This is a genomic window from Clostridium sp. AF37-5, assembly GCF_003477605.1.
GTDB lineage: Bacteria > Bacillota > Clostridia > Lachnospirales > Lachnospiraceae > Eubacterium_F.
In genome coordinates this window covers 17,584-37,715 of sequence record NZ_QUDR01000025.1, presented here as the reverse complement: position 1 = coordinate 37,715, position 20,132 = coordinate 17,584, and the positions used below count along the sequence as shown (strand labels likewise).

Below are 20,132 nucleotides of genomic sequence, written 5' to 3'. Positions count from 1 at the left end.
GTTCATAATTTGTATCGGCTAAATCATATTCCCAATCTATTTCTATTGAAATATTTTTCATAGTAGATGATGCCGAAGATAATACATTATAGCAAAACATCCATTGCTGTTTTTGTTATTTATATTCCTTTTCATGATTGCTTTCTTACACATCCTGAATGATATTTCTTCTTTACCAAAAAAATTTGACGTTTTTGTAGTAATAACTACTGTTATTGCCTTATTTGTGTCCACGTTTTTCTTGAATATAATCGTTGAACTTGATACTGACAAGTTACCTATGAAATACCGAATACAACTTAACAGCATCAGCATTTTTATTCTTTTCGTTTTCCTCGCTATGTTATTTCTAATTCAAATTATCAGTAAAACATATCAAGAAAACATTAAATTGGCAGAACAAATACATATGTATGAAAAAAATAAGGAACGAAACAAAACTATTCTCCAATCCGCAAAAAGTCTGCAAAAATGGAAACACGACTACTCGAATCATTTAGCAGTAATCCATGAACTAATCAAAGCAAAGTCCTATCACCAACTCAGTCAATATGTATCCAAGCAACGCGAGTCCCTCCCACAATCTTTCCCAATTGTAAGTACAGGTCATCCCGTCATTGATGCAATTTTAACCGACAAATACGCGATTGCACAGTCAGAGCATATATCGTTTATGTATTCTGTTATTCTCCCTGATCATTTTCCTATCAATGATATTGAAATCACGGGGATTTTAGGCAATCTCCTCGACAATTCAATAGAGGCCTGTACCAATATAGAACGAAAGACGGATACCCATCCTCAAATCAAAGTTTTTCTTAAACCACAGCGGAGCATGTATCATATTCATGTAGAGAATAGTTCCTCTGGAAACTATCGATACAAGCTTAATGGTCAACTGGACAGCACAAAAACAGATCAGAAAAATCATGGTAAAGGTTTAACAAATGTTAGAGAAATTGCCGAAAGAAATTCCGGCTTTTGCAATATAACAGCCGAAAAAGATTCTTTTACTGCTGATGTATATATTCCATTACTTACAGAAAGAGGTAAATCATTATGAAATTAAATGTAACAATTTTAGAAGATGAAGCAACTCATGCTGCGCAATTAAAACAATTGCTGGAAAAGTGGGGTAAACAAAATAATATTTCCACATCTATACGTCACTATTTTAATGACAAGGATTTTTCAGAAAAAGAATATGATGAAGACGAACTTTTTTTTATTGACATTGAATTAGGATTAGCAAATGGAATGGACATTGCAAAACAATTACGAAGGGATGGATTTTGCGGTAATATCATTTTCCTGACTGCTTTTTCCGAATATGTCTTTGACGGGTATCATGTTCAGGCTTTGGATTATTTGTTAAAGCCAATTAGCCAGAACAAACTTGAACAATGTATGAAACCCATTTTGAGAAACATGCAAGGGTCTTATCACGTGTACAAAACAAAAACTGAAACAGTAAAAATACCCTACAACAAAATATTGGCATTTACCTCTTTTCGGCACTATGTAGATATAATAACTCAACCAAATGATAATCAGGCTTTTTTTCGTCAGAAAATCACATTACAAAATCTACAAAATCAACTACCCAAAGAATTTGTCCGTTGCCATCGAACAGTTATTGTCAATATGAATAAAGTTATGAGATTAACCAATAAAGACATCACACTTTCCGACAATTCTATTTATCCTGTGTCGGAAAGCTATTTGGAACATGTTCGTGAAGTCTTTTCAAAGCTACTTGATATATAACAGGAGAAAAAACTATGATATAATAAAAAACAAATTTGTAATTCAATACTAATTCATTCAAAAACGCGACATTTTGGCATTTGAGAAATTTTTTCTCAAACTAAATTCCATATAAGACACCATGAATTTCCTTCCCAATATATCTAGTTGTCAAAATAGAATTGTGCTTGCATCCTAAACAACTCTGCATAGAGTCCTCCCTTTTGCAACAATTCGTTATGTGTACCAGTCTCTTCTATAGAGCCATCTTTAAAAAGAACAATCCGGTCACAAAATTTAGTACTTGAAAGCCTATGTGAAATAAAAATTGATGTTTTGGATTCTACAAGAGCCAAAAATCTTGTATATATTTCATACTCAGCTCTAGGATCTAAGGCAGCTGTTGGCTCATCTAAAATAACAATTGGTGAATCTTTATAGAGTGCCCTTGCAATTGCAAGTTTTTGGAGAGGCTTATGATCTGACTTAATTTTTTGCAAAAGAAAAAGAGCCCTTATGAGCTCTGAGTTTTTGGTAGTCTGGGGGGAGTCTGCTCATTTAACAAATCGTGCAACCATTACACTTCACCATCGCATACTCCCAGACCAAATAATAATATGTATTCTTTACTCATCGAACCAAGTCCTTTCTTACAAATGTCTTTGACCACATCATAAACCAATCCAGAAACTAAGCAATTCGACAATGCTCCCAATATTAATTTGATGGTGTTTGGAATCGAACCAAATCCTATTAATAACTCTGTTATAGTGGTAGTATAGCATCAATTTCAAATTTGTCAACCCACTTTCAGGATTTTGTTATCATTCTGTTATCCCAAGCGGTTGTCAGGACTCTCTCCCGGCAACCGTTTTTCTATCCTGTTCGTTATTCTTTTCTGCCCTTTTATATATTTCCAAGCAACAGAAATACCCGTAGAACTGAAGTTCTACGGGTATCTTACGTTTGGACACAACGTTATCTTGCAATAACAAATCTATATTCAGATTGTATTACTCGATGATTGTAGCAACACGGCCTGAACCTACTGTACGTCCACCTTCGCGGATAGCGAATGTAAGACCCTGGCTCATAGCGATTGGGTGAATCAATTCGATTGTCATTTCTACGTTATCACCAGGCATGCACATTTCAGTTCCTTCTGGAAGCTGAACAACACCTGTTACGTCAGTTGTACGGAAGTAGAACTGTGGACGATAGTTGTTGAAGAATGGAGTATGACGTCCACCCTCGTCCTTAGTCAAAACGTAAACCTGAGCTGTGAATTTTGTATGACATGTAAGAGTTCCCGGCTGACAAAGAACCTGTCCTCTTTCGATGTCTGTCTTCTGGATACCACGAAGAAGTACACCAGCGTTATCACCAGCCTGAGCCTCATCCAACTCTTTGTGGAACATCTCGATACCAGTTACAACGGATTTCTGAGTTTCTTCTTTGATACCAACGATTTCTACTTCATCATTCAAGTGAAGAGTACCAGCCTCTACACGACCAGTAGCAACAGTACCACGACCTGTGATAGAGAATACGTCCTCTACAGGCATTACGAATGGCTTATCTGTGTCACGCTCTGGATCTGGAATATACTCGTCGATTGTGTTCATCAATTCCATGATAGCATCGCCCCATTTGCCGTTTGGATCTTCCAAAGCGCCAAGAGCGGAACCTTTGATGATTGGGCAATCTGTGAAGTCATACTCCTCAAGCTGCTCTGTTACTTCCATCTCTACGAGTTCGATCAACTCTTCGTCGTCTACCATATCACATTTGTTCAAGAATACAACGATATATGGTACACCTACCTGACGAGACAAAAGGATGTGCTCTTTTGTCTGAGCCATAACACCGTCAGTAGCAGCTACTACAAGGATAGCGCCGTCCATCTGAGCAGCACCAGTGATCATGTTCTTAACGTAGTCAGCATGTCCTGGACAGTCAACGTGAGCGTAATGTCTCTTCTCTGTCTCATACTCAACGTGAGCAGTAGAAATTGTGATACCACGTTCTCTTTCTTCTGGAGCCTTATCGATGTTCTCGAAATCTGTAGCTTCGTTACCGGATACTCTTGCAGCAAGTACCTTTGTGATTGCTGCTGTTAAAGTTGTTTTACCATGATCTACGTGACCGATGGTACCAATGTTACAATGCGGTTTACTTCTTACATACTTTTCCTTAGCCATTTCTAAACGTCCTCCTAACATTTTTTAAATTTTAATTTAGAAATATCTGCTATATACACATAGCTTAATTATATGGGAAAGTTGCTAAAAAAGCAACCCCCCAAAATTGTTACATTAACGAATTAACATTCTCATCCGTTCTTCTGTGCCAATACTTTGTCCTGTACGTTCTTTGGACATTTCTCGTATTTCTCGAAGAACATGGAGTAGTTACCACGTCCCTGAGTAGTAGAGCGAAGTTCTGTTGAATAACCGAACATCTCAGCAAGCGGAACAAATGCGCGAACAATCTTTCCACCACCGATATCGTCCATACCTTCAATCTGACCACGTTTTGCGTTCAGACTTCCGATTACGTCACCCATGTATTCCTCAGGCATCGTAACTTCAACCTTCATAATAGGCTCTAACAGTACTGCATCACCTTTCTTCATAGCATCTTTGAATGCCATGGAACCAGCGATGTGGAATGCCATTTCACTCGAATCGACTTCATGGTAAGAACCATCATAACAGTTCGCATGAATACCGAGTACTGGGAATCCAGCAAGGATACCTGCCTGAGCAGCTTCCTGAATACCTTCGTCGACAGCTGGAATGTATTCCTTCGGAATAGCACCACCAACGACTGTAGACTCGAATTCGTAAGTGTTCTCGCCGTTTGGATCCATCGGTGTGAAACGAACACGACAGTGACCATACTGACCACGACCACCAGACTGTTTTGCGTACTTCGAATCGATTTCGACTTCTTTTGTAAATGTTTCTTTGTAAGCAACCTGTGGAGCACCTACGTTTGCTTCTACGTTGAACTCACGAAGCAGACGGTCTACGATAACTTCCAAGTGAAGCTCACCCATTCCGGCAATGATTGTCTGACCGGTTTCCTGATCAGTATGAGCACGGAATGTCGGATCTTCTTCAGCAAGTTTTGCCAAAGCTTCACCCATTTTACCCTGATCGTTCTTTGTTTTCGGCTCGATAGCAAGCTCGATAACCGGTTCAGGGAATTCCATGGATTCCAGAACAACCGGATGTTTCTCATCACAGATAGTATCACCTGTTGTTGTCAATTTGAAACCAACAGCCGCTGCGATATCTCCGGAATATACTTTATCCAATTCACTACGTTTATTTGCGTGCATCTGCAAAATACGTCCGACACGCTCTTTCTTTCCTTTTGTTGCATTGAGTACATAAGAACCGGAGTTCAATGTACCGGAATACACACGGAAGAATGCCAGCTTACCAACAAATGGGTCTGTCATAATCTTAAATGCCAATGCTGCGAATGGCTCATCATCAGAAGATTTACGAACGACTTCGTTACCATCTTCGTCTGTACCAGTGATATCAGGGATATCTGTTGGTGCAGGCATGTACTCGATAACACCATCTAACATCTTCTGTACACCTTTGTTCTTGTAAGCAGAACCACAGTATACCGGAACAGCCTCACAAGCGATTGTTCCTTTACGAAGAGCTTTCTTCAAATCTTCGACGGATGGCTCTTCACCTTCAAGATACTGCATCATCAGATCATCATCCAAGTCACAGATTTTCTCAACAAGGTTTTCATGCCATTCTTGAGCAAGATCTTTCAAATCATCCGGAATCTCAGTGATTTCGATATCCTCGCCCTTGTCATCTTTATAGTAGTATGCTTCCATCTCAAACAAATCAACCAATCCGACGAAATCGTCTTCCTGACCAATCGGTATCTGAACAGGAATTGCATTTTTACCCAAACGATCAATAATCGTCTGTACTGACATAAAAAAGTCTGCACCCATCTTATCCATTTTGTTGATGAATGCCATACGTGGTACATTGTAAGTGTCAGCCTGACGCCAAACGTTCTCAGACTGAGGTTCTACACCAGCTTTTGCATCAAACACACCAACAGCTCCATCCAGTACACGCAGTGAACGCTCTACCTCTACAGTAAAGTCTACGTGTCCAGGAGTATCAATGATGTTGATACGGTGCTCCAATGCACCCGGTTTAGCTTTGTGATGATCTTCCAAAGTCCAGTGGCAGGTAGTAGCGGCAGAAGTAATTGTAATACCTCTTTCCTGCTCCTGCTCCATCCAGTCCATTGTGGAAGCGCCATCATGAGTCTCACCGATTTTATAATTCACACCGGTATAGTACAGAATACGCTCTGTAAGTGTTGTCTTACCGGCATCGATATGAGCCATAATACCAATATTTCTGGTACGCTCAAGTGGATATTCTCTTCCAGCCAAAGCCAGTTCCTCCTTTTTCCAAAATAGGTGGCACAAGAATTACCAGCGGTAATGTGCGAAGGCTTTGTTTGCCTCTGCCATCTTGTGCATATCTTCTTTTTTCTTTACGGATGAGCCAGTGTTGTTTGCAGCATCCATAATCTCATTGGCAAGTCTCTCCTTCATGGTCTTTTCCCCTCTCGCACGAGAATAGGTTGTCAACCAGCGAAGAGCCAGCGCCTGACGACGATCCGGACGAACCTCGATTGGAACCTGATAAGTGGAACCACCGATACGTCTAGCTTTGACCTCGAGTTCAGGCATTACGTTGTTCATAGCTTCATCGAATACTTCAAGAGCATCCTTACCTGTCTGCTCTGCTACCTGCTCAAATGCACCGTATACGATTTTCTGAGCAACGCCCTTTTTACCGTCCAGCATAATGTTGTTAATCAGTTTTGTAACAATCTTATTTTTGTAAACTGGATCAGCCAATACGTCTCTTTTCTGAATATGTCCTTTACGTGGCACGTTACTTCCCTCCTTAATAATAATTAATTCACAGGTACTCACGACTTGTGTCCGCACCAGTTTAAAGTTTGCTCACTTTTATATAGTAAGATGCAAAAATTAATCCGGTACTTTTAAATTAGCTTATTTTGCAGCTTTCGGTTTCTTGGCACCGTACTTAGAACGAGCCTGCTTACGATCAGCTACACCTGCGGTATCCAATGTACCACGGATAATGTGGTATCTGGTACCAGGAAGATCCTTAACACGTCCACCACGAATCATAACAACGCTATGCTCCTGAAGGTTGTGGCCTTCACCCGGAATATAACTTGTTACCTCGATGCCGTTGGAAAGACGAACTCTGGCAATCTTACGAAGTGCTGAGTTAGGCTTCTTCGGAGTAGCAGTACGTACAACAGTACAAACACCACGCTTCTGTGGAGAACTCGTATTAACGGACTTTTTCTTCAAAGAATTGTAGGATGACTGCAGTGCTGGAGAATTGGATTTCTTAGCAACCGATTTTCTACCCTGCTTTACTAACTGGTTAAAAGTTGGCATTAATTTTCACCTCCTGTAATCTAATTTGTCATGGTCTGCGGAACTAGTTGTCCTATTTTTGAGGACACAAAAAAGCCCACACGAAACGCATGCTAAATCATTATATCGTGTGGACTTCCCTTTGTCAAGCCGTTTTTTTCAGTTATTTCCATTGATTTGCCATTAAAACAACATTGGAAAATCAATTTTTTTCAATACATAACTCATCGGGTCAAATTTCTGAATCGTCCGAAGAATTTCACTCTGTTTTGCACACTCCGAAATCTCCCTGCACCACGCCACATCCTGAAACGCTCCTATCACTGCCAGCAAAACCCAGATTAAAACAATTCCAATACAAGCACCGAAGATGGCACCGCCCAGCCGGTTTACGGTTTTCAGAACCGGTATGTGGTCCACTAATTTCAGCACACGGACTACAATCCCCACGACAATCACTGCCACAAGAAGCGCAATTACATACGCCGCACCGCTTTGCACTTCAGAATTTGCCGCAAACAACGGTTTTAGAACCGGCACCAAAATCATCGTAAGGGCAAGCACCACAACCATCCGCAAAAGCGAAAACACTTTTAATAAAAGTCCCTTATGAACACCATCCAGTATGCACACCAAAAAGATTCCGGCGGCAATCAGTTCCACAAGTGTTGTACTCATATTTTTTCCTTTCTCATTTCGTCTGCAATCGTATTTTCTGTATCGTCGATGAATCAATCAGCGTATAAACCTGTCCGTCTGATGTCGGATACACCGCATCAATCTCCTGCTCAAAATGATAATCAAATTTGTCATGTCCATTGGTTCTCAAAATATTGCAGGAACGGTTTCCCGTAAAAATAATTTCATCCCCGTACATTTCCATATCTGCATATTCATAAGAAATGTCCTGCTGCATTTTTTCTCTGCCGGACAAATTATACAAATTTAATGTTTGTTTTTTTGCATTTCCCTCTTTTTGCAGGACAAAAGCTAACGCATCATCTCCCACAGCAAGGCTTTTAATTGAATCTGAAAATGTTTTTTCCATAACAACTTCCGGCTGTTTCATCTGTCCAAAAATGGAATACCCCTTTTCGTGGGCAACCAGCACTTCATCATCCGACACAAATTCAACATCGGCAATCATCTTGTTTCCGAATGACTTTCCGCCTACCAATGTATTTTTGTCCTGTCCAACTTCCGTAAAATTGTAAAAGCTGACTTTCGTTTCAAAATCACTGCTGCCTGCTATCATATAAGAAGTGACAACACTTTTCCCATCCGGTGAAATATCAAAATCAAGCGGATATCCTTCCTCCGAAACATTGGTTGGAATTTCCACCAGTAAACTCTCTGCGTTGCTGTACGGATTATAAATGTTTAAAACATTGGAATCCTTATCCTGCAGAAGAATCGCAACAACGCCCTGTCGTGCCACTTTTGCGCGCACAATCGGAAGACTTGTCTCAACGGTAACGCCTTCATCTTTTCCGTTATAAATATAACACTGTTTCCCGCTCACATCAGCAACCGACACATAATCGCCACACACGTCCACCTGTGGCTGCTTCATTTCATAACCGCCATTCCACAAACTTTTCCCTTCGTTATTAATCTCACTAATACCACTGCGGCTGTATTTTAAAATATTTCCATTATGATACCGGTAATTCACATTGTTACTGTCGCTGCGGTTCACTTTGTTTTTCACTTCATAGCCACGGTAACACCGATTCCCATATAAATAAGAGGCCACACCAAAGCCACCGGCAACAAACATCAGCCCCAGAATCACCAGACCCACAATCCATTTCTGCTTATTTTTCAAAAAGTCTTTCATTTTCTACCCTTCTTGCTCGTACTCGAATCGAAAATTTCTCTGATTACGGTAACTTATATTATAGCATAGAAAAGAATTATTGTGCAACGCCATTTTGCGCAGGCGCCGAAGGTACGGGCGTTGGTGAAACACTCGGCACTGCCGTGGCCTCCTGTGTTGGCGGAACCGTTGTCGGGCACGGCGTAAGCTTTGCTTTCTGCGTCTCCACAATCGTCTTGTCCTGATTTGCGGGATGCGACTGATTCATCGTCTGGATTGTATTCAACTGCTGCTTCACCTGATTGAGCGCTGACTGATTCTGCATCAGTACAACAAACGCAAACACGACAATCAATGCAGTCACCGCCGCTATGCCATATCCCATATGTACTTCTTTCTGTTTTTTCTTTGTCCGAAATTTTTCTTTTTCCTCCATAATACCACGAATATTTCTCACCACGCGGTCATCTTCCTGCTCCACAATATGAACATGCCGGTTATTTTCCCTCTCCATATAATGAAGCATTTCCGGATTTTTTTCATAATAGATATAGTAACCTTTTTGTTTTTCTAACTGTCCGCTGCGATACAAAAAGAAACTATCTTCACCGTCTGTTTCATCATAAAGATATAAAACCTTATCCCGTTTTTCAAAATTCAGTTTATGCATCTGCAGAAGCTGCCCCGCTTGATTAACAGAAAATCCCTGACAACTGTAAAACCATCCGACAATTTCCAAATCCGTAAAATTTTCCTTCATTTCCGAATAAATATAATCCCAGTCTTCATCGGTAAGTTTCGGACCGCTCCGCCCTGCAAAATTATGAATTTCCACAACGCCTGAAATCTGGTAAATTTTCTCCCCATCACATATCAGGCTCGTGCCCAAAAGCACTGCTGCCTTTTCCATCCCATGACTCTGCTCTGCCAGACGTTTTACAAAACGAATGACATAATCTTCCATATAAATTCGTCCCCGCCCCGGAATCTCTCCAATCTGCCGAACACTTTTTGGTCTTGTCCACTGCATGACTTGTCCTCCCTTTATTGTTTTTTCTCAATCGACAGTTTTATCATATCACGCCCGGAAAGCGGATTTTGTCGATTCAGAACCCGAGAACAAATTTTATTGAAGTTTTTTCCGCATGATTTTTGGAAATAATGAGAATACTGCTAATAACAACACAGAAAGGTTTTTTATTATGGCAGAATATTTTAATCCCGGCGAAAGCCGTTCCTTATTTAATTTTACTACATCACTTCAGAATTTATTAGAGAAAAAGAATTACCATTCACGTGACATCGTCCTTGTCTGCATCGGCTCCGACCGCGCCACCGGCGACTGCTTAGGTCCGATTGTCGGTCATAAATTAGCACGTTTTTGCAGTACACATAAAAACAGCCTCCATCTTTTCGGCACACTGGAACAGCCCATCCATGCTAAAAATCTGGAAGCCACCTTACAATTCATTCATTCCTGTTATAAAAACGCACTGATTATTGCAATTGACGCATCCCTCGGTGTCGTCGAGCACGTCGGCTATATCACGTTAGGTGAGGGAGCACTCTGTCCCGGCGTCGGTGTTGATAAAAATCTTCCGGAAGTAGGTGACATTTTTATCACCGGTATTGTCAATCTTTCCGGATTTGGGAGCCAGATGCTGCTGCAGACAACGCATTTAAATCTTGTCATGCAGCTTGCTGATTTCATCAGTCTCGGACTGTTTCGATGTCTTATGCACTCACAGTTCCGTTCTTCCCTCAAGTGCGCGGAATAACGTCATTTCGTCAATAAATTCAAGCGCACCGCCAACCGGAACTCCGCTGGCAATCCGGGTTACTTTAATCCCCGCCTGCTTGACATATTTGCTTATCCAAAGTGCTGTTGCTTCTCCTTCCACCGTGGAATTTGTCGCAATAATAACTTCTTTGATATCTTCCCGTTGAAGGCGCTGCAGCAGTTCCTTGAGTTTTAAGTTCTCCGGCTGCACACCAACCATTGGATTCACCGCACCGTGAAGTACATGGTACACGCCCTTGTACTGTCCGGTTTTCTCATAAGCCGCCAAATCACTTGGTTCCTCGACTACCATAATCGTCTGGTGGTCTCTTTTTTCGTCCGCACATACCTGACACAATTCCCGGTCAGACAAATTAAAACATTCTTTGCAAAAACAAATCTTCTGCTTTGCCGTCAATATACTGTCCGCTAAATGTTTCACGCGTGCTTCCGGCAGATTTAAAATATGCAGTGCCAGCCGCTGTGCTGACTTTGGACCAATGTTTGGCAGACTTGCCAATTCTTCGATTAAATTTGTAATCGACTCACTATAATATTTCATTAGAATGGGAAGCCTCCGCCAAGGTTCAATCCGCCGGTCAACGCTTCCATGGATTTTGCGCTGTCTTCTTCGAGCTGGCGCAATGCCTCGTTCGTTGCTGCCACAATCAAATCCTCTAACATTTCAATATCATCCGGGTCAACAACTTCTTCGCTCAATTTTACGGAAAGAACTTCTTTTTTACCGGAAACTTTTACCGTAACGGCACCGCCGCCAGCCGTCGCTTCATACTCTTTTTCTTCCATTTCTTTTTGTGTTACTTCCATCTGACGCTGCATTTTCTGCGCCTGTTTCATCAAATTATTCATGTTTCCCGGCATTCCGCCCTGAAATCCACCTCTTCTTGCCATTTTTCTTCTTCCTTTCTTTTTCTATGTCGGTCAATCCAACATCTCAATTTCTACATTTTTTATTATATTCCGCAGCTCCGGCAAAGCATTCATTTCCTGGCGATTTTCCACAAAACGCACATCTAACGAAATCTCTTTGCCCGTCAATTGACCGGCTGCCTCAATCAGCACCTGCTGATTTTCCTCTTTTTTAAAATATTCGGCAGGCATTCCCTGCGTAAAAGCAAGCACCAGTTTTCCTGCCTCTGATACAGAAATCCTCACATCTAAAAGCATAGACCGCGACACCTGATCGATTCGTCCAAGTATCTGGTTCCAGTTTGCCACCACATCTCTTACATCATCAGGAACTGCTTCAGGACGAATTTCTCTCTGTGGCTTGATTACCGTTTTGTTCTCAGATGCTCCTGCACTTTGCGCTGCCACAAAGGTACCGGACTCCATCATCTCCTGCCACTGTTCATTCTTCTGCTCCAACTGATTTAACCGCTGAATCAGCGAATCGTAATCCGTCTGCATCTGCGGACGGCACAAGCGAATCATCGCCATCTCAAGCATGACACGCTTATTGTTTGCATATTTCATGTCATTTGCCAAATCCGACAAAATACGGATATAGCGGAACAAAATTTCCAATTCAATCTGCTCGGCAAAACGGGAAAGTTCCTGCCTGTTTTCCTCCGACATATCCACTAACTGCTCTGCCTCATCCGCAGTTTTCACAACCAAAAGATTGCGCAGATACCAAATCAGTTCATTGACAAATTGTGATAAATCCTTGCCCTGCTCAACCATCTCAGCCACAATGGCAATCACGCCATCGACCTGATTTTTTATCAAAGCCTCCATCAACCGGTGATATACACTGTGGTCGACAGCACCAAGAATTTTCAAAACATTTTCATATGTTAATTTCTGTCCGAAATAAAAAGAAATACACTGTTCCAAAAGACTTAAGCCATCACGCAGTGCGCCGTCTGCCTGTCTCGCAATGTAAGTGAGCGCCTTGTCTTCTGCCTCAATTCCTTCTATTTCTAATAATTCCCGCAGTCTTGCCGCAATTGTTTCCACCTGAATCCGTTTGAAATCATAGCGCTGGCAGCGCGACAAAATGGTAAGTGGAATCTTGTGTGCCTCCGTCGTTGCCAAAATAAAAATCAGATAGGAAGGCGGCTCTTCCAATGTTTTCAAAAGTGCATTAAATGCGCTTGTCGAGAGCATATGCACCTCGTCGATAATATACACTTTGAAACGTCCCTCCGCCGGTGAATACTGCACTTCATCAATCACCTGCCGGATGTCATCCACACGGTTATTCGATGCCGCATCGATTTCCACCACATTCATGGAAGACTGCTCCTCAATTGCCTTACACATTGCACACTCACCACAAGGACCATTCGGTCCCGGATTTTCACAGTTTACTGCCTTTGCAAAAATTTTGGCAACCGTCGTTTTTCCGGTTCCTCTCGTTCCGCAAAACAAATAAGCATGTCCAATCCGGTCCGCCTGAATCTGATTTGTGAGCGTTTTTACAATATGTTCCTGCCCCCGGACACTGGAAAAGTCCTTGGGACGATATTTCCGATATAAAGCCTGATATGACATAATTGCCTCTTTCTGTTACACACCAAAACTGATGCCCAAATTTTTCGCCTCGCGGATAATGGAAGAATCCGGGTCTACCATCTTTAATTTACCCGCTACTTCTTCTAACGGAATCGGAATGATTTCTCTATTTTTAAATCCAACCATATATCCGTATTTTTCTTCTAAGATCAACTGAGCCGCTGCTGCCCCAAGGCGGCTGGCAATCACACGGTCATACGCACATGGGCTTCCCCCGCGCTGTGTGTGTCCCGGCACCGTAATACGAATTTCCTGCCCGGTGCGCTCCTCAATCTCTGCTCCTATTTTATAGGAAACACTTGGATATGGATTATTCTTTAATTTTGCTTTTCTCTCTTTCTTCGTAAGAAGTGCGTCCTCCTTACTAATTGCACCCTCTGCCACTGCCAGAATCGAAAAACGCTTTCCGGCATCCGTGCGCTTCTGAATTGCCTGTACCACAGCGTCAATATCATATGGTATTTCCGGAATCAAAATCACATCTGCTCCCCCGGCAATTCCGGCATGAAGCGTAAGCCATCCAACTTTATGTCCCATAACTTCCACGATAAATACTCTTCCGTGCGAATACGCTGTCGTGTGAATACAGTCAATCGCCGTAGTCGCAATATCCACGGCACTCTGGAAACCAAATGTCATATCCGTTCCCCAGATGTCATTGTCAATGGTTTTTGGAAGTCCTACTACATTTAAGCCTTCCTCCCGCAGCATATTGGCGGATTTCTGTGTGCCATTTCCTCCCAAAATCACAAGACAGTCAAGTTTTAATTTATGGTAAGTATTCACCATCGCCGCCACTTTATCCATGCCGTTGGCATCCGGCTTTCTCATATTCTTAAATGGCTGTCTCGAAGACCCAAGAATCGTTCCACCCTCCGTCAAAATACCGGAAAAATCAAGCGGTTTCATTTCTACATACTTTTCATACATCAAACCCTTATACCCCTCAAGGATACCGATAATCTGTGTGTCCGGGTCTGCATTATACAACGTTTTTGCCACGCCGCGCATTGTTGCGTTCAAAGCCTGGCAGTCACCACCACTGGTCAAAAAAGCTACTCGTCTCATATCTGCCTCCCTTTCGAAAGTACGTGTCTTAGATACGTTCTTTAGTTTACCCTATTTTGCGGGTTTAGGCAATAGTGGAATGAATTTCGTACGAGGGTTAGGCAGAAAAAGAATTCTAGCACCATCTCTTTTCAGCATAAAAAAGATACTATAGACCTATCTTACAACAGATCTATAGTATCTTGTAATTATTATTTTACTTTAATTTTCTTAACAGCACTAAAACTTCCGTATACTTTCTTACCAGCTTTGTCTTTTCGATATGCAGCTACTTTGATAAAATACTTTTTGCCCTTTTTCAGCTTTTTCGTAACATAATTTGCTTTCTTAGTAGTAATCTTAACGGCTGCCTTCTTAAATTTCTTATCGGTCGAATACATCACCCGATAACCGGCTGCCCTCTTGACTTTCTTCCAGGAAATCTTAGCTTTTTTTGCCTTTGTCACTGTTACTTTTACACCCTTGACTTTAGCCACTTTAATCTTTTTTACTGCCCTCACAGTCGCTTTCGGCTGTGGGCTTTCTATTTTCTTGTTTTCCGAAGACTGTGTCAGTGCCGGTGTCTGACTTGGTACAATAGTCGGTGCCGGTGTTTCCGTAACATTCGGTGTAGCAGTCGGCGTTACAGAAGGAGCCACACTTGGTGTCGGTACAGGAGTCGGCTTTGGTGTCGGATCCGGAATTGCATCGGCACCTTTTTCATCTACAAATCTCCAGTGATCAAATTTAGCCAGAGATACCTTATCTTCTCCCTTAAATACCATATATAGGTCATGAATTCCCGTTGCATTTGTTATATCCGTAGAAAGTATTTTGAATATATACTCACCACCGGTATTATCAATACTAAGTGTTCCGATCAATGGTCCATCTGCTGAATCCAAGTGTAATTCCATAGTTGCTTTTTTCTCGCTTGCTATGGCAGCTCTAAAGGAAACTGCACTCTTTTCACCAAAATCCACATTTTTTACTTTAATCGTACTTCCATTTTTAATGTCACAAAGGTTCATTCCCACTGTGCCATTTCCTTCTGACTCAACATTTGTTCCTTTTGCATAGGTTTCTGCCTCCGTCCACTGATATGGATCCAGTTTTGCAATTGGGGCAGGTCCGTCCTTTGTCATATTTAAAGTAGGGAATGTACCGTCCTCATTATATGTAAACTCTTCCACAGAAACAGAACGGTGATAACTGCTGCCTCCCTTTAATTTCTGATCGTGATAGAACAGATACGAATGTCCCATAAAGTCTACAACACCCGGATGGTTTGTATAGCAGCCCCCCTGGGATGGCATAATAACTCCCTGATATTCCCACGGACCGGTTGCCGATTTACTTGTAGAATATGCCAGATGTTCTGCTCCACCTGTTGGTCCAAATGCAGCATATACCATATAATACAAACTGCCTCGTTTATAGAACCATGGTCCCTCTCCATAAGAACACTGACGGGATAATTTCCCATTTTCCATCACTTTAGGACCAAAACCTGACTCATTCATATCAAGCGATACAACACCTTTTTTACCAATAGTCGTATCATAAGAAAGCATATCCTCATTCAATTTCACATAGCGAAGATTGGGATTACCAAAATACAAATAAGCCTGTCCATCATCATCGATAAATACGGTCGGATCAATGTCATTCCAGTCCCCCTCATCTACCAATGGCTTACCAATAGCATCAACAAATGGTCCGGTTGCCTTATCACTGACACCTACACCAATAACCATACCACCATTCTTTTTATGAACCGGTACATACATATAAAATTTGCCATTTCTCTCAACACACTGTGGTGCCCAAGCACGAGGATCCTTCGTATCCATCCACTTAAAATTGTCTCTTGACAGAACAGTCCCATGATCTGTCCAGTTCACCATGTCTTTTGTTGAATAACATTTCCAGTCATTCATTGTGTAAAAATTTTTTACCAGTTTATCCTCATCATGCGTTGTATACAAGTACAGCGTATCCCCCGAAACCATCGGTGCCGGATCCGCTGTGTAAATATTTTGCACAATTGGATTGTCCGCTTTTGATGGGATTGATAATGATAATGTCGCCATGCATAGAACAAGTGCTCCGGCAACAACTTTTGAAAAAATTTTTTTCATTTTCACAAGCCTCCATTTCTTACCTTTAATCATTTTCACCTTTATTTTAACAAATCTGTATAGTTCTTTCTATGACATTTTATGTTCTATTTCATGATATATAGGGGCATTTTTTGTTGCTTTTCTCTGCCATAACGTGTATTCTATTTTTAGGATCAAAATTTTTCAGCAAAGGGGCTTCGAATAACTATGATAGACATTATTTACGTACAAAGCAATGCTTCGCATCCTGCAGGATTTACCTATACCGTAACTGATCAGTCAAATGACTGGTGGCTGATAACTATGACACATACACCGGCTTACCATATCATAGATGGAAAACGTATTATCATGCCCGCACACAGCATTACTCTATACCCACCCTATTCTTCTATTGAATACGGTTCCCTTGAAAATGAAATATTCTGTGATGACTGGCTGCGATTTTATACAGATGAACCATTTATCTGTAATGGTAGCGTACCTCTTGGTACCCCTTTTAAAGCAATGGATCACTCTTATATAAGCAGCCTTATTCACTTAATTGCTGTGGAAAATTTTTTTCAAAACCAATATAAAAATTTCACTGTTCAATCCCTGTTTCAGATTCTTTTTTCAAAACTAAAAGAATCTCTGTCCTACAATAAATCTAGTACTTTCCACGAAATGGCTTTGCAGCAGCTTCATATCAATATTGCCAGCAATCCGTCCTCTCCATGGAATATACCGGATATGGCCAAACAGTTACACATTTCAACAAGGCATCTGCAAAAATTGTATCAAAAAAAATTCGGTACATCGTGTATGGAAGACGTTATTGAACACCGCCTCCTGCTAGCTAAGGAAAAGCTGGCCACAACAACATTACCAATATACAAAATTGCAGAACAATGCGGCTATTCAAACGTCGAACATTTCAGCCGGCAATTTAAAGAAAAATTCACCACATCGCCAAAAGCATATCGTGAATCAGTAAAGAAAAACTAATGTATAGGTTTCTTTTTTTCACACACTAAAGAAACTTCTTTAAATTCCTTCACGAAATCCTTTCGGACTGATTCGATATCTTCTCCCCCTCTTGACACCCTCGCTTCCATATAATAGAATCTACTCAAAAAAACAGAATAGGAGGATTTCCTATGCAGTCTTTACAATCAACCGTAACCTTAAACAATGGTGTGGCTATGCCTATTTTCGGGCTTGGCGTTTACAATTCCAAGGAAGAAAACACTTTCGCCGTTTCGACAGCCATCAGACACGGATACCGCCTGATTGATACTGCCGCATTTTACGAAAACGAAAAAGAAGTCGGTGAAGGGATTAAAGACAGTGGAATTCCACGAGACGATTTATTTATTACAACCAAACTCTGGAACGACATGCAGCGCGAGAGCCGCCAGCGTGAATCATTCGAAAAAAGTTTAGACAACCTTGGTGTAGATGCCGTCGATTTATATCTCATCCACTGGCCAATACCCGGCAAAATCAAAGAAACGTGGCATGTGCTGGAACAATTATATGAAGAGGGACTTGTAAAGGCCATCGGCGTAAGCAACTTTTTACCGCATCACTTAGAAGAATTAAGTGTCCATGCAAACATTGCACCGGCCGTTGACCAGTTTGAATGTAACCCTTATTTAACAAGAAAAGAACTTCGTAACTACTGTAAGAAACACAATATCGTACCGGAGGCATGGAGTCCGCTCGCCCGTGGTGCATGCTTTGACGACCCGGTTCTGCAAAGCCTTGCCGAAAAGTATGAAAAAAATATTGCACAGATTATTCTGCGCTACGATGTGCAAAACGGCATCGTCACAATTCCAAAATCCACCAAAGAAGCCCGAATCCTCAGCAATTCGCAGGTTTTTGATTTTAAATTAAGCACCGAAGATATCGAAAAAATTGATGCCTTAAACAAAAATGAAATGCACGGCGACCCCGACCATGTGGACTTTTAATCCGGTGTAAAATTCTGTTGCATTTTGCACACATATAGTATAAAATGAAAGTACTGATTTTGTTTCAAGAGTGCTTGCTTTATCAGGCACAGTAAACGATTACTATTTATATAAAGAAAGGATGGTTTTTTAAAATGAACTTAAACAACATGCCAAAAACCAAAATCGGAATTGTTGCAGTAAGCCGTGACTGTTTCCCTGAGTCACTTTCTGTAAACAGAAGAAAAGCTTTGGTAGAAGCTTACACAAAAAAATATGGAGCAGATGACATTTATGAATGTCCTGTATGTATCGTAGAAAGCGAGATTCAGATGGTCGAAGCTTTGGAAGATATCAAAAAAGCCGGCTGCGATTCTCTTTGCGTATACTTAGGTAACTTCGGTCCGGAAATTTCTGAGACTTTGTTGGCAAAACACTTTGACGGTCCGGTTATGTTCTGTGCCGCTGCTGAGGAATCCGGCAACAGCCTGATGGATGGCCGTGGAGATGCTTACTGTGGTATGCTCAATGCAAGCTACAACTTGAAATTGAGAAACACAAAAGCATACATCCCTGAGTATCCGGTTGGAACTGCTGAGGATTGTGCTGACATGATTCATGAGTTCGTTCCGATTGCACGTGCAGTCGTAGCATTGAACAACTTAAAGATTATCAGCTTTGGTCCACGTCCACTTAACTTCCTTGCTTGTAACGCTCCAATCAAACAGCTTTACAACATGAACGTTGAAATCGAAGAGAACTCCGAACTTGACTTGTTCGAAGCATTCAACAAACATGAGGGAGACGAAAGAATTCCTGGCGTGGTTGCTGACATGGAAAAAGAGCTTGGTGCAGGCAACAAAAAACCTGAAATCCTTGCAAAACTTGCTCAGTATGAGTTGACACTTCTTGACTGGGTCAAAGAACACAAAGGTTACCGCAAATATGTAGCAATCGCCGGCAAATGCTGGCCTGCATTCCAGACACAGTTTGGATTTGTACCTTGCTATGTAAACAGCCGTTTGACAGCACAGGGTATTCCGGTATCCTGCGAGGTAGATATCTACGGAGCACTTTCTGAGTTCATCGGAACTGTTGTAAGCCAGGATGCTGTAACACTTCTTGACATTAACAACTCTGTTCCTGCTGACTTGTACGAAGAAGATATCAAGGGCAAATATGGCACTTATACATTAAAAGATACATTCATGGGATTCCATTGTGGAAATACAGCATCTTGCAAGCTGACTGCTCATGAGATGAAATATCAGAAGATTATGGCTCGTTCACTTCCAATCGAAGTTACAAACGGAACTTTGGAAGGTGACATCGTCCCTGGCGATATCACATTCTTCCGTCTGCAGAGCACAGCCGATGCACAGATTCGTGCTTACATCGCACACGGTGAAGTTCTTCCGGTTGCCACACGTTCCTTCGGAGCAATTGGTATTTTTGCAATTCCTGAGATGGGTCGCTTCTATCGCCACGTATTGATTGAAGGTAACTTCCCTCACCATGGTGCTGTTGCATTCGGTCACTTTGGCAAAACATTGTACGAAGTATTCAAGTATATCGGTGTTCCGGTTGAGGAAATTGGTTATAACCAGCCGGCAGGTGTTCGTTACCCAACAGAGAACCCATTCGCTTAATAAACAAA

The 20,132-nt window shown here is 41.5% G+C and carries 18 protein-coding genes and 1 pseudogene; 6 read left to right on the top strand and 13 right to left on the bottom strand.

Annotation, left to right across the window (positions count from 1 at the left end):
* The first annotated feature begins 391 nt into the window (after window positions 1–391).
* Window positions 392–1,063: an ATP-binding protein gene (locus tag DW019_RS13015; protein ID WP_182431141.1), complete on the top strand. Its 672-nt coding sequence runs from the start codon at window positions 392–394 to the stop codon at window positions 1,061–1,063.
* The gene (locus tag DW019_RS13010) at window positions 1,060–1,767 is read left to right on the top strand and encodes a LytTR family DNA-binding domain-containing protein (RefSeq protein ID WP_118443821.1); all 708 of its coding nucleotides are present in this window, start codon (window positions 1,060–1,062) and stop codon (window positions 1,765–1,767) included. Before DW019_RS13015 ends, DW019_RS13010 begins: the two co-directional genes overlap by 4 nt.
* A gap of 143 nt (window positions 1,768–1,910) precedes the next feature.
* Here DW019_RS13010 and DW019_RS13005 read toward each other — a convergent pair.
* The 8 genes and pseudogenes from DW019_RS13005 to DW019_RS12970 all read right to left on the bottom strand — a co-directional run.
* Window positions 1,911–2,213 (bottom strand): annotated as a pseudogene (locus DW019_RS13005) (ABC transporter ATP-binding protein); the annotation flags it as partial.
* Window positions 2,214–2,759: 546 nt separating this feature from the next.
* Window positions 2,760–3,947, bottom strand: a complete 1,188-nt coding sequence (gene tuf / locus DW019_RS13000) for an elongation factor Tu (protein WP_117479425.1) — start codon at window positions 3,945–3,947, stop codon at window positions 2,760–2,762.
* A gap of 131 nt (window positions 3,948–4,078) precedes the next feature.
* Complete coding sequence (fusA, locus tag DW019_RS12995) at window positions 4,079–6,196, bottom strand: elongation factor G (RefSeq protein WP_022376020.1); 2,118 nt, start codon at window positions 6,194–6,196, stop codon at window positions 4,079–4,081.
* Window positions 6,197–6,235: 39 nt separating this feature from the next.
* A complete protein-coding gene (gene rpsG / locus DW019_RS12990) occupies window positions 6,236–6,706 on the bottom strand; it encodes a 30S ribosomal protein S7 (protein ID WP_022376019.1) in 471 nt (156 codons plus the stop codon).
* A gap of 123 nt (window positions 6,707–6,829) precedes the next feature.
* On the bottom strand, window positions 6,830–7,249 hold the full coding sequence (gene rpsL / locus DW019_RS12985) for a 30S ribosomal protein S12 (protein WP_022376018.1): 420 nt from the start codon (window positions 7,247–7,249) through the stop codon (window positions 6,830–6,832).
* Between the two features lie 162 nt (window positions 7,250–7,411).
* Complete coding sequence (locus tag DW019_RS12980; protein WP_118443817.1) at window positions 7,412–7,906, bottom strand: CvpA family protein; 495 nt, start codon at window positions 7,904–7,906, stop codon at window positions 7,412–7,414.
* A gap of 13 nt (window positions 7,907–7,919) precedes the next feature.
* Window positions 7,920–9,068, bottom strand: coding sequence for a DUF5711 family protein (locus tag DW019_RS12975; protein ID WP_118443815.1), 1,149 nt, complete (start codon window positions 9,066–9,068; stop codon window positions 7,920–7,922).
* A gap of 76 nt (window positions 9,069–9,144) precedes the next feature.
* Window positions 9,145–10,077 (bottom strand): hypothetical protein, encoded by a 933-nt coding sequence (locus DW019_RS12970; RefSeq protein WP_118443813.1) that lies wholly within the window; start codon window positions 10,075–10,077, stop codon window positions 9,145–9,147.
* 172 nt (window positions 10,078–10,249) lie between these two features.
* Here DW019_RS12970 and yyaC point away from each other — a divergent pair, with 172 nt between their 5' ends.
* A complete protein-coding gene (gene yyaC, locus DW019_RS12965; protein WP_117479430.1) occupies window positions 10,250–10,825 on the top strand; it encodes a spore protease YyaC in 576 nt (191 codons plus the stop codon).
* Here yyaC and recR read toward each other — a convergent pair.
* From recR to DW019_RS12940, 5 genes are all read right to left on the bottom strand, one after another.
* Complete coding sequence (recR, locus tag DW019_RS12960; RefSeq protein ID WP_118443811.1) at window positions 10,790–11,389, bottom strand: recombination mediator RecR; 600 nt, start codon at window positions 11,387–11,389, stop codon at window positions 10,790–10,792. The two genes, yyaC and recR, sit on opposite strands and share 36 nt — an antisense overlap.
* Window positions 11,389–11,739 carry a YbaB/EbfC family nucleoid-associated protein gene (locus DW019_RS12955; protein ID WP_022376012.1) on the bottom strand — a complete coding sequence of 117 codons (351 nt, stop codon included), beginning with the start codon at window positions 11,737–11,739 and terminating at the stop codon, window positions 11,389–11,391. The genes recR and DW019_RS12955 overlap by 1 nt, the downstream gene beginning before the upstream one ends.
* Before the next feature lie 30 nt (window positions 11,740–11,769).
* Window positions 11,770–13,347 (bottom strand): DNA polymerase III subunit gamma/tau, encoded by a 1,578-nt coding sequence (gene dnaX / locus DW019_RS12950; RefSeq protein WP_118443809.1) that lies wholly within the window; start codon window positions 13,345–13,347, stop codon window positions 11,770–11,772.
* Between the two features lie 15 nt (window positions 13,348–13,362).
* Window positions 13,363–14,436, bottom strand: a complete 1,074-nt coding sequence (locus DW019_RS12945; protein ID WP_118443807.1) for an ATP-dependent 6-phosphofructokinase — start codon at window positions 14,434–14,436, stop codon at window positions 13,363–13,365.
* Between the two features lie 191 nt (window positions 14,437–14,627).
* Complete coding sequence (locus tag DW019_RS12940; protein ID WP_207663936.1) at window positions 14,628–16,556, bottom strand: family 43 glycosylhydrolase; 1,929 nt, start codon at window positions 16,554–16,556, stop codon at window positions 14,628–14,630.
* A 189-nt stretch (window positions 16,557–16,745) separates the two neighbouring features.
* Here DW019_RS12940 and DW019_RS12935 point away from each other — a divergent pair, with 189 nt between their 5' ends.
* The 3 genes from DW019_RS12935 to DW019_RS12925 all read left to right on the top strand — a co-directional run bounded on the left by DW019_RS12935 (window position 16,746) and on the right by DW019_RS12925 (window position 20,124).
* Window positions 16,746–17,525: a helix-turn-helix domain-containing protein gene (locus DW019_RS12935; protein ID WP_118443805.1), complete on the top strand. Its 780-nt coding sequence runs from the start codon at window positions 16,746–16,748 to the stop codon at window positions 17,523–17,525.
* Window positions 17,526–17,677: 152 nt separating this feature from the next.
* The gene (locus DW019_RS12930) at window positions 17,678–18,496 is read left to right on the top strand and encodes an aldo/keto reductase (RefSeq protein ID WP_118443804.1); all 819 of its coding nucleotides are present in this window, start codon (window positions 17,678–17,680) and stop codon (window positions 18,494–18,496) included.
* A 134-nt stretch (window positions 18,497–18,630) separates the two neighbouring features.
* Window positions 18,631–20,124 carry an L-fucose/L-arabinose isomerase family protein gene (locus tag DW019_RS12925; protein WP_118443802.1) on the top strand — a complete coding sequence of 498 codons (1,494 nt, stop codon included), beginning with the start codon at window positions 18,631–18,633 and terminating at the stop codon, window positions 20,122–20,124.
* Window positions 20,125–20,132: the final 8 nt, after the last annotated feature.

Excerpts from the sequence above, each read along its gene's own strand:
- DW019_RS13010 (WP_118443821.1), top strand. The coding sequence starts at position 1,060 with ATGAAATTAAATGTAACAATTTTAGAAGATGAAGCAACTCATGCTGCG.
- tuf (WP_117479425.1), bottom strand. The coding sequence starts at position 3,947 with ATGGCTAAGGAAAAGTATGTAAGAAGTAAACCGCATTGTAACATTGGT.
- rpsL (WP_022376018.1), bottom strand. The coding sequence starts at position 7,249 with ATGCCAACTTTTAACCAGTTAGTAAAGCAGGGTAGAAAATCGGTTGCT.
- DW019_RS12980 (WP_118443817.1), bottom strand. The coding sequence starts at position 7,906 with ATGAGTACAACACTTGTGGAACTGATTGCCGCCGGAATCTTTTTGGTG.
- DW019_RS12975 (WP_118443815.1), bottom strand. The coding sequence starts at position 9,068 with ATGAAAGACTTTTTGAAAAATAAGCAGAAATGGATTGTGGGTCTGGTG.
- DW019_RS12970 (WP_118443813.1), bottom strand. The coding sequence starts at position 10,077 with ATGCAGTGGACAAGACCAAAAAGTGTTCGGCAGATTGGAGAGATTCCG.
- yyaC (WP_117479430.1), top strand. The coding sequence starts at position 10,250 with ATGGCAGAATATTTTAATCCCGGCGAAAGCCGTTCCTTATTTAATTTT.
- recR (WP_118443811.1), bottom strand. The coding sequence starts at position 11,389 with ATGAAATATTATAGTGAGTCGATTACAAATTTAATCGAAGAATTGGCA.
- DW019_RS12955 (WP_022376012.1), bottom strand. The coding sequence starts at position 11,739 with ATGGCAAGAAGAGGTGGATTTCAGGGCGGAATGCCGGGAAACATGAAT.
- dnaX (WP_118443809.1), bottom strand. The coding sequence starts at position 13,347 with ATGTCATATCAGGCTTTATATCGGAAATATCGTCCCAAGGACTTTTCC.
- DW019_RS12945 (WP_118443807.1), bottom strand. The coding sequence starts at position 14,436 with ATGAGACGAGTAGCTTTTTTGACCAGTGGTGGTGACTGCCAGGCTTTG.
- DW019_RS12940 (WP_207663936.1), bottom strand. The coding sequence starts at position 16,556 with ATGAAAAAAATTTTTTCAAAAGTTGTTGCCGGAGCACTTGTTCTATGC.
- DW019_RS12935 (WP_118443805.1), top strand. The coding sequence starts at position 16,746 with ATGATAGACATTATTTACGTACAAAGCAATGCTTCGCATCCTGCAGGA.
- DW019_RS12930 (WP_118443804.1), top strand. The coding sequence starts at position 17,678 with ATGCAGTCTTTACAATCAACCGTAACCTTAAACAATGGTGTGGCTATG.
- DW019_RS12925 (WP_118443802.1), top strand. The coding sequence starts at position 18,631 with ATGAACTTAAACAACATGCCAAAAACCAAAATCGGAATTGTTGCAGTA.